Here is a 12,841-nt window from a genome sequence, read left to right as displayed (position 1 = left end):
CACGGCGGGCAATACCGCCGGCAAGACATGTTGAAAGTGAGGCTGAATCAGTTTGACCACGATATCCCCCTGGTTGAAATGGAGTGCAGCGTGGCCTTATACGCACCGGCGCGCCGGGCGGATTCAATTATTTTTAAGTTATCGTGATATGTCTGAAAAGCAACGGCTTTCGCCGTGTGCCCTGGCAGAATCGACCTCAGCGGTAACGGTACAGCGGCCGGGGAATATCGATCGGCCGGATGTCGAGCCGGATGTTGAGCACCGAATACGCTTCCACCGTGTTCGAGAGGTAGCCCACGGTTTCGGGCGTCTTCGTGAAGCGGAATTCGAAGCCCACTTCCGGCGTGGTCGAGCGCGGGTTGCCGCTGGCGATGCCGATCGCCTCCTCCTGGTCGCTGTCGATCAGCCGTTCCATGATATTCACCACGGCGTTATTGCCGAGGATGTCGTTGCTGAACACGGGACCGCGCAGCGCGGTGCGGGCCGGGTCCATGCGCCCGCCCGCCTTGTCCGGCGACGGCGTGAAGCTTTGCGTGATGATGTTGAACTTGTCGCCGCGGTCCAGGTAGCTGATGCGCACGTTGCTGACGTTGAAATCGGGCTTGCTGGTATCGGTGACCGCCAGCGACAGGTCCATCAGCAGCGCACCCGTGTAGCCGATGACTTCCACTTCGCGCTGGGCATTGATGACCATCGCACTGTCCTCGTCCACGCCCAGGCCGAGCTTGTAGTTCTTGGCCAGCATGACCGGGATCATGCGGGCAAAGCGGCCGCGCACCAGCAGGTGCTGGTCGACGAACACGTCGTCGCCGATGAAGCCCAGGCCGGGCGCGATTTCCTGCCCGTCCTTGACGCCGCCGCGCAGCATCGCCAGGATCGCGTCGGGCCGGTAGAACATGGTGCTGCTCATGATGGCCGCGCCGGCGCTGGTGCCGGCCACCACGCCGCCGCGGCGGTACAGGTCCCATATCGCTTCGAGTGCCCGCGTGCGGGTGCCGTTCTCGCGGATCAGCGCCTGCGTGATGCGGGCCTGGTCGCCGCCGGCGAAATACACGCCATCGGCTTTGCGGATCTTTTCCGCCAGCGCCGCATCGTCCGCCGCCTTGCGGTAATCGCTGTTGGCCAGCCGCTGCGCCACCGGCACCGCGAACGGCTCGGCGCCGTATTTCTTCAGGTAGGCGATACTGGTCGCGGCCGCGCGCTCGGGATTGCCCGATGCCGATGGAAACACGGCGATCCGGGCGCCCTTGCCGCCCGCCAGGCTGACGATCTTCTGCCACACGTCGGCGTTGTCGGCCCGCAGGCCGCCGCCGATGATCACCAGCGAACCCTTGGCGACGGGCAGCGGCGCACGCGCCTCCACGGGTTCTTCCGGAACCTTCTCGAGCGTCTGCGCGGTGGCCGCCGGGCCGGTGAAGGCCAGCAGTGTGACGAAACCCATGGCGAAACTCGTGGCGAAAGTCGTGGCGAAGATCGGCTTGAGCATCGGCTTGAACATCGGCCCTCCTATTTGAAAGCGTAATTCACACTGGCATAGAAACGGCGGCCGCGCGGGTCCGTGTAAGTCGGGTCGTAACCCGAAAGGAAGTGGTACGCCTGGTTCGAGTACGGCGGACTGCGGTCGAACATATTCTGCACCCCGGCGCGGATCTTCAGCGCGCGGCTCGCCTGCCATGCGGCGGACATGTCCCACAGCGAGTACGACGTCACGTGATTCGGCGCCACCACGCTGCCATCATCGGTGTTGATGGCCGAATTCTGGTCTTCGTACGACGACGAGAACGTGTTCGACAGGCTGGCCGAGAACGGCCCGCGCTCCCAGTCGAACGTGATCGTGTGGCGCCAGCGCTGCACCACGCCATCGGTGACGAAGCGTCCAAGGTTGCTGATGAAAGGATCGCCTTGCGCCGTCTGGATCTTCGAATCGATCACGTAGGTGCCCGACAGCCGGCCGCCCAGGCGCCCGACCGGGGTGTCGACACCGTGCACGTCGACCACCAGGTCGATGCCGCTGGCCACCTGCGCACCGCGGTTTTCCTTGAACAGGTCGATCCACTCGATTTCATTGTCTTCGTCGCGGTGCACCAGGTCGCCGTACTTGTCCAGGTTGGACAGGATCACGTCATCGCCGATTTCGCTGATCAGGTTCGTGCGTTTGATCTTCCAGTAATCGATGGTGGTGGTGATGTTGCGGGTCGGTTCCAGTACCGCGCCGATCGAATACTGGCGGCTGCGCTCCGGCTTCAGGTTCGCGTTGCTGTAGCGGCGCGTATTCCAGTTCAACGCGCAGTCGGCATAGTTGTACTCCACCTCCGCGCACAGCACGGGATCGGGCAGCGTGGCCGTGGCGCTGTAGATGGTGGGCCGGTGCAGGTCGTTCATCGACGGCGCGCGGAACCCGCGGCCCGCCGAGGCGCGCAGCATCGCCCATTTCACCGGCGTGTAAGACAGTCCCGCCTTCGGGCTGAACGCGCGCCCCACGGCTTCGTAATGGTCAAGGCGCGCCGAGAGCTGCGCCTGCCACGCCTTCGCGAACGGGGCCTGCAGCTCGCCGAACACGGCGGCCACCTTGCGGCTGTCGTGCGTGGCACGGCCGCCTTCCGGCGCGAAATCGTCGTTGATGTTGTCCGACAGGAGCAGCTCGGATGGCGTGAAGTCGGTTTTCTCTCGGCGCCATTCGCCGCCCACCGCCACGGCGAGATCGCCGCCGGGCAGCGCCATCAGCGTGCGCGAGGCCTTGAAGTCGACGGAGTCCATCACGCCTTTGGCATGGCGCACCACGTCGTCGACCTGGATGCTCTCGAGGTAGGCGCGCCCTTCGGCGCTCGATGGGCCGAACGGATTGATCAGGCCCGCCGAGATGCCTTCGATCAGCTCGTTGTACAGCACGTAGCCATGCATGTCCCGGTCTTTCACCGTGTTCACACTGTGGTTGTAGGCCACGTCGTAATCCCATGCCCCGAACACGCCGTTCACGCCCACCACATAACGCTGGCCGATGCTCGTGAGCTCGCTGGTGCGGTTGCCCGCCTCGAACAGGCGCATGCGCACTTCGACCTCGCCGGGCACCGCATCTTCCTCGACCACCGTGTCGAGCCCGGTCCCCGCCAGCGCCGGTACCAGCCTGTAGTCGATATCCCCCCGAACGCGGGTCGACGAGCCCACGTAGCTGGTGCGCGCCCGGCTCAGGACCACTTCGCCATACAGCTGGTGGCCGCCGCCCAGGTCCAGTACGCCACGCGACAGGAAGCTCTGCTTGTTCGATTTCGGATACAGCTCGGTATCGCCCATGTAGTCGTAGGTGCACCCGTCGACGCCGCCGGTGCCTGCCGGCAGGTACAGGTTGGCCGGCGGGTTGCAGCCCGGGATGGACGGGTTGAACGTGCGGTTCGTCAGGGCACGGCCATTCAGCGTCCAGCCGCTGTCGACGAGGTAGTCGCGCTGGGCGCCCGTCAGCCGGACGTTGGCCGGACTCGTGAACCCCGACAGAAGGTGGCCCAGCCGCTCGGGAATGCGCAGCTCGCCGATGAACTTGCGCTGCGAGGAGCGCAGGCCCTGCGTGCCTTGCGCATCGAAGGTGGCGAAGATGTTGTAGCCATCCTGCTGCAGGTTGCCGATGCCGCCGGTGATGGTGGCCTGCCGCTTCGATGCGCCGCCTTCATCGGTGCCCAGGCCATAGGCATTGAGTTCGAGGCCCTGGAAATCCTTGCGCGTGATGAAGTTGATCACGCCGCCGATCGCATCGGTGCCGTACAGCGCCGACGCGCCATCGAGCAGCACTTCCACGCGGGCGATGGCCGCGGCGGGAATGTTGTTCAGGTCCACGCCGGTCTCGTCGCCGGGGGACGCGAAATTGGCCATGCGGCGGCCGTTCAGCAGGACCAGCGTGGACGAGGTGCCGATGCCGCGCAGGTTGGCGCTGTTCATGCCACGCTGGTCGACACCGCCCACGTTGATCGATACGCCGTCCGTCAGCCCGCCCACGTTGGCGGAAATGCGCGTCATCAGCTCGGCCGCCGTGGTCACGCCGGCCTTGTCGATTTCCGCGCGGGTGATCACCTGCACGGGCAGCGGCGTTTCCGATTCGATCTGCCTGATCGCCGAACCGGTGATTTTCACGCGCGGAAGGACTTTCGCGATCGCCGAATCCTGCGCCCAGGCGCCATGCACCGCGAAGGCCAGCACCGCGCCCGCGGCGAGCCGTGGCCCCACGCGATGCAATGCATTGTCCCGATACTGAACTTTATTTTGTGTTTTGTGTTTTTGATGCTTGCCCATGCTTCCCGCGCTCCACTTCATAGCTGATATCCGATGATTATTTGACAAAATTTCATTCGGCCATAATGTACGCAGGTCAGCAGCAAAATTCAAACTAACGCGGGTCGGACGTGGCGCACAAACGTCGTTTATGCCGTCGGTGCTGTTTTCAACGGTGTTCCACCCTCATTTCAGGTAGCGCTGTGGTAGCGGATTGTGGTCCGTTTCCGCCTGCCATACGAGCGACTGCACCCACCAGCGCCTGCCGTCGTTGACCAGCTGGATGCTGTTGATCCCGCGCTGGAATGGCTTTGCCTCTTTCGCGTGACGCGACTCGTAGGTGGAAAACACGTGGGCGATCTGCCCGAACTGCTCGCTCTTGCGTGTCAGTTCCGACTCGAAGAACCCTTTTTTGGCAAACAGTGGCGTAACACCGGCGATGTAATCGTCCACCGACAGCACGCGGGTGCTGAATATGCCTTCCTTGTTGCGGGCATGGACGATCAGCTTGCCATCGGCCCGGAACAGCCCGCGCAGGCGATCCCAGTCGCGCGCCTTGCCGGCCGGGCCGGAAATCGTGTCGTACAGCGCGCCGATCACGGCATCGACGGTGGCGACGTCCGCCGCGGCGGCTGGCTTGACCGCGGCCGGCTTCGCAAACACCCCGCCCGCCATCCCGGCGAGCAGCGCTACCATGGCGATCGATTTGCGCATCCAGGCCTCCTGTCGTCAAAAACACAACAATATCACCGGCATCCGGGAGACCCGGCGGAGGCAGGGATCGCTCTTGCACATACTTACCCGTTTATAATCATTCGATTACCCGCACCCATCTCATCATGACTGAACAACTCTCCAAAAAAGGCGAGGCCTGGTCGGCCCGCTTCTCCGAACCCGTTTCCGATCTCGTCAAGCGCTATACGGCCTCCGTGTTTTTCGACAAACGCATGTGGAAAGCCGACATCGAAGGCTCGCTGGCGCATGCTGAAATGCTGGCCGCGCAAGGCATCATTCCCACCGCCGACCTGGACGCGATCCGCAGCGGCATGGCGCAGATCACCAGCGAAATCGAAGGCGGCCAGTTCGAATGGCTGCTCGACCTGGAAGACGTGCACCTGAACATCGAGAAGCGCCTGACCGAACTGGCGGGCGATGCGGGCAAGCGGCTGCACACGGGCCGTTCGCGCAACGACCAGGTGGCCACCGACATCCGCCTGTACGTGCGCTCGGCCATCGACGACATCACCGGCCTGCTGAACCAGCTGCGCACGGCGCTGGTCGACCTGGCCGAACAGCATGCCGACACGATCCTGCCCGGCTTCACGCACATGCAGGTGGCGCAGCCGATCACGTTCGGCCACCACATGCTGGCGTACGTCGAGATGTTCGGCCGCGATGCCGAGCGCATGGCCGACTGCCGCAAGCGCGTGAACCGCCTGCCGCTGGGTTCGGCCGCGCTGGCCGGCACCACGTTCCCGATCGACCGCCTGCGCGTGGCAAAAACGCTGGGCTTCGACGACGTGTGCCACAACTCGCTGGACGCCGTGTCGGACCGCGACTTCGCGATCGAGTTCACTGCCGCCGCCTCGCTCATCATGACGCACGTGTCGCGCATGTCCGAAGAGCTGGTGATCTGGATGAGCCCGCGTGTTGGCTTCATCGACATCGCCGACCGCTTCTGCACCGGCTCGTCGATCATGCCGCAAAAGAAAAACCCGGACGTGCCGGAACTGGCGCGCGGCAAGACGGGCCGCGTGTATGGTCACCTGCTGGGCCTGCTCACGCTGATGAAGGGCCAGCCGCTGGCCTACAACAAGGACAACCAGGAAGACAAGGAACCGCTGTTCGACACGGTGGACACCGTGGTCGACACCCTGCGCATCTTCGCCGACATGGCCGGCGGCATCACCGTCAAGCCGGAAGCCATGCGCGCCGCGGCGCTGCAAGGCTATGCCACCGCCACCGACCTGGCCGACTACCTCGTGAAAAAAGGCCTGCCGTTCCGCGACGCGCACGAAGCCGTGGCGCATGCCGTGCGCACCTGCGTGGATGCGAACTGCGACCTGGCCGACCTGACGCTGGACCAGCTGCGCGCATTCTCGCCGCTGGTGGGCGACGACGTCTTCGAGGTGCTGACGCTGGAAGGCTCCGTGGCCGCGCGTGACCACGTGGGCGGCACCGCGCCGAATCAGGTGCGCGCCGCGATCGCCCGCGTGCGTGCACAGCTCGGCGGCAACTGAGTCAATCACCAGCGAACGCCCCAAGGAGAAAACCATGTAACCGATCGCCCTCGTCACCGCATCACCTGAGCAATGCGGGCGCCAGTGCAGCGCCCATCTGATAAGCATGGGAGACAACGATGTTGATGGCAATTTCAAGGGCAATCGATGGACTGAACGACCGGATCGCGTCGGTAGTGGCCTGGGGCCTGCTGGCTGCGGTGCTGATCTGCGCGGTCAATGCGCTGATCCGGTATTCGTTCAACCTCAGTTCCAACGCCTGGCTGGAGATCCAGTGGTACCTGTTCGCCGCGGTCTTCATGCTGGCGGCGCCGCACACCCTGCGGCGTGACGAACACGTTCGCATCGACGTGGTCGTCGGCCGCTTTTCCCGCCGTACCCAGGTCTGGATCGACCTCATTTGCTTTTTCCTGTTCCTGCTGCCGGTCTGCTCCGTGATCCTGTATTACGGCATTCCGTTCGGGCTGGAGTCCCTGCGCAGCGCCGAGATGTCCAGCAATGCCGGGGGCCTGATCGTCTGGCCCGCGAAAATCCTCGTGCCGGTCGGCTTCGCGCTGATGATCCTGCAAGGCTTCTCCGAAATCATCAAGCGCATCGAATACCTGCGCGGGCGGTTGCACGAAAGCGCGTTCGTGAAGCAGGCGCACGGGCCGCAGCAGGAGATCGAAGCGATCAAGCAAGCCAACCGGATCGATTGAGGAGACGCGCACATGGAAGCATTCATCATCGCCAACCTCGCGCCGATCATGTTCGGCACCCTCGTGCTGTTCCTGCTGTGCGGCTTCCCGGTGGCGTTCGCGCTGGCGGCCAACGGCCTGTTCTTCGGCCTCGTCGGCATCGAACTGGGCTTGCTCCGGCCTGAACTGCTGCAGGCGCTGCCGAACCGCATCTTCGGCATCATGGCCAACGACACCTTGCTGGCCATCCCGTTCTTCACCCTGATGGGGCTGATTCTCGAACGGTCCGGCATGGCCGAGGACCTGCTCGACACGATCGGCCAGCTGTTCGGCCCGATCCGCGGCGGCGTTGCCTACGCGGTGATCTTCGTGGGCGCGCTGCTGGCCGCCACCACGGGCGTCGTTGCCGCTTCAGTCATTTCGATGGGGCTCATTTCGCTGCCCGTGATGCTGCGCTATGGCTACGACAAGCGGCTCGCCTCCGGCGTGATCGCCGCTTCCGGCACGCTGGCGCAGATCATTCCGCCCTCGCTCGTGCTGATCGTGATGGCCGATCAGCTGGGCCGCTCGGTGGGCGACATGTACAAGGCCGCGTTCGGCCCCGGCCTGCTGCTGACGGCGATGTATGCCGGCTACGTGCTGGCCGTGTCGATCTTCCAGCCGCACAAGGCGCCCGCGCTGCCCCTTGAAGCGCGCAACCTGCGCGAGCCGAACGGTGACTCCGGCGTGCGCTCGCTGCTGGTGCTGGTGGTGGTGACGGTGGCCACTTCATATGCGTTCGCGCACTGGTACGACGCCGCGCATCCGGACGCCCACCGCGATGAAGTGGGCATCTTCTCCGCCGCGCTGGGCATCATCGGCGCCTTCCTGTTTGCGCTGGCCAACCGCCAGATGAAACTGGGGCTGCTGTCGCGCATGGCCGAGAAAGTGGTGTTCGTGCTGATTCCGCCGCTGGCGCTGATCTTCCTCGTGCTGGGCACCATCTTCATCGGCCTGGCCACGCCCACCGAAGGCGGCGGCATGGGCGCCGTGGGCGCGATCGCGCTGGCGCTGATGAACCGGCGCCTCTCGTGGACGCTCCTGAGCCAGGCGATGATGTCGACCACGCGGCTGTCGTGTTTCGTGATCTTCATCCTGATCGGCTCCACCGTGTTCGCGCTCGTGTTCCGCGGCGTGAACGGCGACCTGTGGGTGGAGCATCTGCTGACCAGCCTGCCCGGCGGGTCGACGGGCTTCCTGATCGCCGTGAACATCCTGTTCTTCGTGCTGGCGTTCTTCCTCGACTTCTTCGAGCTGGCCTTTATCCTCGTGCCGCTGGTGGGGCCGGTGGCGGAAAAACTCGGCATCGACCTGATCTGGTTCGGCGTGCTGCTGGGCGTGAACATGCAGACCTCGTTCATGCACCCGCCATTCGGCTTCGCGCTGTTCTACCTGCGCTCGGTGGCGCCGAAGGCCGTGAAGACGTCCGACATCTACTGGGGCGCGATCCCGTTCGTCTGCATCCAGGTGCTGATGGTGACGCTGATCATCGCGTTCCCACAGCTGGTGTCCGTGGAAACGCGCACCGACATGACCGAGAACGTCGAGCTCAAGATCGACGCGCCCGCCGATTACGGCACCCCGGCGGAGGAACCCAAGGAAGGCGAGGCCCCGCAGCTGAACTTCTCGACGGACGAGGCGGAGAAGAAGTAGGCACTACCGGTCAGCCAGCGGCGGTGGTGTACCGGTGTCGGACATTTTTTCCGGGCGCTTCATCCGGAAAAATTGTCGGACACCGGTTTTCCGCGCAGATATCGGCACATCATGCGAAAACCGGTCGGTCCGCCGCGGCATCTCAATGCTGCACCAACCCCGCCAGCACGGCGAACGCCGCGCCCGTGTGCTGCCGGTCGAGCACCAGGGTCAATTCCGTGTGCGTGGAAATGAGATTGACGAGATTGACCTTGTCCCATGCCAGCTTTTTCAGGATCGCATGGTAGATGCCGGGCGTGCGATGCGAGTCGGCCGCCAGTTGCAGCGTGACGGCATTCAGGTTTTCCAGCCGCGCCAGCAGGCATTCGCCTTCGAACACGGCTTCCACTAGCGGGATTAGCGGCCGGCTGCAGATCACCATCGCTTCGTTGACACCGCGTGTGACGGCCAGGAACATGTCGCCGCGGCGGTCGGCTTGCGCCAGCAGTTCGCGGTAGCAGCCGTCCGTGCGGCTTGACTCCCGCCACGTCAGTTCGACGAGATCGGTGCGCGCCGTCAGCTGGCCGTTTTTCTGCGCCAGCGCGATGTCTTGCGCGCTGTCGCTCCCCTGCCCCGGCAGGCGTTCCGCCAGGCGCCGCAGCGCCATCACGACGGCGGCCTGCCCGACGGGCTTCCACAGGTCGCTTTCCAGTTGCGGCTGCAACTGGCGCGCCAGTTCCGAAAGATTGATGAGGCCACGGCGCAGCCCTTCGCTGAGGAAGGGCGAATCCATGACGATATGTTCAACTCTGTTTGCGATGGACAACATGGCTCTTCGCCCGCGAGGGCGCTCCTTGAAATGTCATGCGTCGCACCGCCGACCTGGATGGCGGCTGGGATGGACGCGCGGAAAGGCGAAGAAAGGGGCTGCCTACGTTGGAGGAGGACGGTGCGGAGCGAGGGTGAAGCGGCGGTGTACTTGCTTGGTCATGTTTGCATTCCCGAAGTGTGCGTCAGCGCTTGTCCAAAAATGTCGTACCTGCCCGTGCGCTGTATCGTTGGCCCGGCAGGCATGCGTGGCATGCCGGTGCAGCTCTAGTGTAAGCGCAATTGTTGCGCAGGCGCGAAAAAGCACGCCACAATTCTCGACCGTTGCACGCTGTCGACAAGCCCGCCAATCGTGCGCCATAGCACGGTCGTTCGTGCCTCCAGGAATGTCTTATTTTTAACAAACGGGAGCCTGGCGACTCATTTCGGAAGATTTTTGACAGGCCACATGCCGGTTGCATAGTGTCGCGATTCACCCGCGGTCACAGCGGGCCTGTCACTTCACATTGGAGAAGAAATGAATCTTCGCTTGAGCATCCTGGCGGCCACGATCGCCATTCTTCCGTTTGGCGGCGCCTCGGCGCAATCGCGCGGCATCCTGCCGGACAGCCTGATGGCCGCGCCGGCCCAGGAAATGACGGCCGCCGCCAAAGCCAGCCTTGAAAACCGGCTGGCTTCGCGCCGCGCAGCGGCGGGCCTGGACGAAGACCATGGCTTCAAGGTCGGCCGGCAGCACCCTGGCGCGCACGGCATGCGCATCGTGCGCGCACAGCACACATGGAAAGGCTTGCGGGTGTTCGGCTCCGAATCGGTGGTCGCCACGGACGACGATGGCGAAATCGTCAGCGAATCCGCGTCGAACCGCCGCGATGGACTCGACGGTTCGCGCGCCGGCGCGGCCAGCGCGAAGCCGGCGCCGGACGTGACGCCCACGATCTCGAAGGAAGACGCCGTCGCCAGCGTGGTGCGCCGCGTCGCACCGGTGGGCAAGCACCGCTGGAAGCCGGAAGCGGAGCTGCTGATCTACCCGGTGATGAAGACGGTGCGCGTGGCCGGCGCCGAAAACAAGGCGGAAAGCGCGCTGAACGCGCTGGACGTGGAGGAAGTGGTCGACCGCTATGCGCTGGCTTACCTGGTGCAGACGCGCATGGCCGTCAACAAGAAGCTGGTGTACCGCGACAGCATCGTCGACGCGCACACGGGCGAGCTGATCGCCGAATGGGATGCCTTGCAGACGGTGGCCGGCACCGGCAAGAGCCAGTACAATGGCACGGTACCGATCAATACCACGCTCTCGGGCAGCACGTACCAGATGCTGGACGGTTCGCGCGGAACCGGCGGCCGTTACGGCGGCATGGCGATCACCAATGCGAACCACAGCCCGGAAACCAATCCTAATCCCGGCAGCATCTACACCAACACCACGAATACGTGGGGCGACGGCCTGCAGTACGTCAACGGCGGCAGCACGACGAACGCCAACGGCCAGACCGCGGCCGTGAACGCGCTGTGGGGCCTGATGAACACCTACGATGCGATGAAGAACGTGCTGGGCTGGCAAAGCCTGGACGGCAACAATACGTCCACGTATATCGCCGTCCACGTCGACAACCAGTACGACAACGCGTTCTTTGAACCGGGCTGCAAGTGCATGTACATCGGCGACGGCGGCAGCGCCTTTTACAACCTGGGCTCGATCGACGTGATCGGCCACGAGATGCACCATGGCGTGACGGATGCGACGTCGAACCTGATCTACTCGGGTGAATCGGGCGGCCTGAACGAATCGTCGTCCGACATCGGCGGCGAGATGACGGAGGCCTATGCGCGCGCCGGCGGCACCGGCAGCGCGATCCCCGCCACCGGCAACGACTGGGTGATGGGGCGCGAGATCAGCCGCACCGGCCAGCCGCTGCGCTACATGTACAAGCCGAGCAAGGATGGCAGCAGCCCGAACGCGTGGACGTCGACGCTGAAGAACCTGAACGTGCACTACAGCTCCGGGCCGAACAACCGCATGTTCTACTTCCTGTCGCAGGGCTCGAACGCCACCAGCACCAGCGAGTACTACAGCTCCTACCTCACGCAGCAGCCGCGGGCGATGACCGGCATCGGCAACGACAAGGCTTTCCGCATCTGGTTCAAGGCGAATACGACGAAGCTCACGTCATCGTCCAACTACGCCGATGCCCGCGCCAAGATGATCGCCTCGGCCGAGGAGCTGTATGGTGCCGGCAGCCGCGAAGCCATCGCCGTCAAGCGCGCCTATGCCGCCATCAACGTGGGCACGGACGTGGCGGAAAGCGGCACCGGCGGCAGCGCCCTGGCGATCGCCACGCAGCCGGCGGGCATGACCGTTTCCGCCGGCGGCACCGCGCGCTTCACCGTGGCCGCGACCGGCGGCACGGCGCCCTACAGCTACCGGTGGTACCGCAACAATGCGCTGGTCAGCGGCGCCACGTCGGCCACGTATTCGTTCACCGCGCAGGCGACCGACAATGGTGCCGTCTTCAAGGCCACCGTGACCGACTCGGCTTCCACGCCAGCCACCGTCACGTCGGGCAATGCCACGCTGACCGTCAGCGGCACCGGCGGCGGCACGGGCAGCGAACGCGTCACGAACGGCGGCTTCGAATCGGGCGCCATCGGCTGGGCCGGCAGCACCGGCGCCATCGGCACCTTCTCCGGCCAGACGGCCTACGAAGGCAGCCGTTACGCCTGGCTGGGCGGCAACGGCAAGACGTCGACCGAAACGCTGACGCAGGACGTGTCGATCCCGTCGACGGCCACCACCGCCACGCTGACCTTCGCGCTGCACATCGACACCGCCGAAACCGGCTCCACCGCCTACGACAGGCTGGCCGTCACGGTGAAGAACACGTCCGGCACCACGCTCGGCACGCTCGCCACGTACTCGAACGCCAACGCCGCCGCCGGCTACCAGGTACGCAGCTTCAGCCTCGCCGCCTGGAAGGGGCAGACCGTGCGGCTGTCGTTCGCAATGACCGAAGACTCCTCGCTGCAAACCTCGTTCGTGGTCGACAAGGTGAGTGTCGTGGCGCAGTAGTAATTTGATCGAACAGCCCCAACTGCAATTCCGGGGTCAGACCCGCCGGGTCTGACCCCAGCAGTTGGTTTTGGGGTGAATGTATTTCCAGGAACCGGGGT

8 protein-coding genes are annotated in these 12,841 nt (G+C 64.5%); 4 read left to right on the top strand and 4 right to left on the bottom strand.

The features are described 5' to 3' along the window. Positions 1-196 precede the first annotated feature (196 nt). The 3 genes from EWM63_RS16625 to EWM63_RS16615 form a co-directional block, all read right to left on the bottom strand. Positions 197-1,498: a cyanophycinase gene (locus tag EWM63_RS16625; protein ID WP_229487329.1), complete on the bottom strand. Its 1,302-nt coding sequence runs from the start codon at positions 1,496-1,498 to the stop codon at positions 197-199. Positions 1,499-1,506: 8 nt separating this feature from the next. Continuing rightward, positions 1,507-4,278: a TonB-dependent receptor gene (locus EWM63_RS16620; protein ID WP_130187531.1), complete on the bottom strand. Its 2,772-nt coding sequence runs from the start codon at positions 4,276-4,278 to the stop codon at positions 1,507-1,509. A 165-nt stretch (positions 4,279-4,443) separates the two neighbouring features. Beyond that, positions 4,444-4,971, bottom strand: coding sequence for a hypothetical protein (locus EWM63_RS16615; protein ID WP_165390844.1), 528 nt, complete (start codon positions 4,969-4,971; stop codon positions 4,444-4,446). 125 nt (positions 4,972-5,096) lie between these two features. On the opposite strand from EWM63_RS16615, the gene argH reads away from it, so the two are divergent. The 3 genes from argH to EWM63_RS16600 all read left to right on the top strand — a co-directional run bounded on the left by argH (position 5,097) and on the right by EWM63_RS16600 (position 8,866). Beyond that, positions 5,097-6,497, top strand: coding sequence for an argininosuccinate lyase (gene argH / locus EWM63_RS16610; RefSeq protein ID WP_130187530.1), 1,401 nt, complete (start codon positions 5,097-5,099; stop codon positions 6,495-6,497). A gap of 125 nt (positions 6,498-6,622) precedes the next feature. After that, positions 6,623-7,195 carry a TRAP transporter small permease subunit gene (locus tag EWM63_RS16605; RefSeq protein WP_130187529.1) on the top strand — a complete coding sequence of 191 codons (573 nt, stop codon included), beginning with the start codon at positions 6,623-6,625 and terminating at the stop codon, positions 7,193-7,195. Positions 7,196-7,207: 12 nt separating this feature from the next. After that, complete coding sequence (locus tag EWM63_RS16600) at positions 7,208-8,866, top strand: TRAP transporter large permease (protein ID WP_130187528.1); 1,659 nt, start codon at positions 7,208-7,210, stop codon at positions 8,864-8,866. 142 nt (positions 8,867-9,008) lie between these two features. Here the strand turns inward: EWM63_RS16600 and EWM63_RS16595 are convergent, their stop codons facing one another. Next, positions 9,009-9,638 carry a hypothetical protein gene (locus EWM63_RS16595; protein WP_229487327.1) on the bottom strand — a complete coding sequence of 210 codons (630 nt, stop codon included), beginning with the start codon at positions 9,636-9,638 and terminating at the stop codon, positions 9,009-9,011. 552 nt (positions 9,639-10,190) lie between these two features. Between EWM63_RS16595 and EWM63_RS16590 the strand changes: the two genes are divergently transcribed. Continuing rightward, on the top strand, positions 10,191-12,740 hold the full coding sequence (locus EWM63_RS16590) for a M4 family metallopeptidase (RefSeq protein ID WP_130187526.1): 2,550 nt from the start codon (positions 10,191-10,193) through the stop codon (positions 12,738-12,740). Positions 12,741-12,841 lie beyond the last annotated feature (101 nt).

Origin of the sequence: Pseudoduganella lutea, assembly GCF_004209755.1 — a bacterium.
GTDB lineage: Bacteria > Pseudomonadota > Gammaproteobacteria > Burkholderiales > Burkholderiaceae_D > Rugamonas > Rugamonas lutea.
Note: the sequence above shows the minus strand (reverse complement) of the source record. Positions and strands in the feature narration are given on the sequence as shown.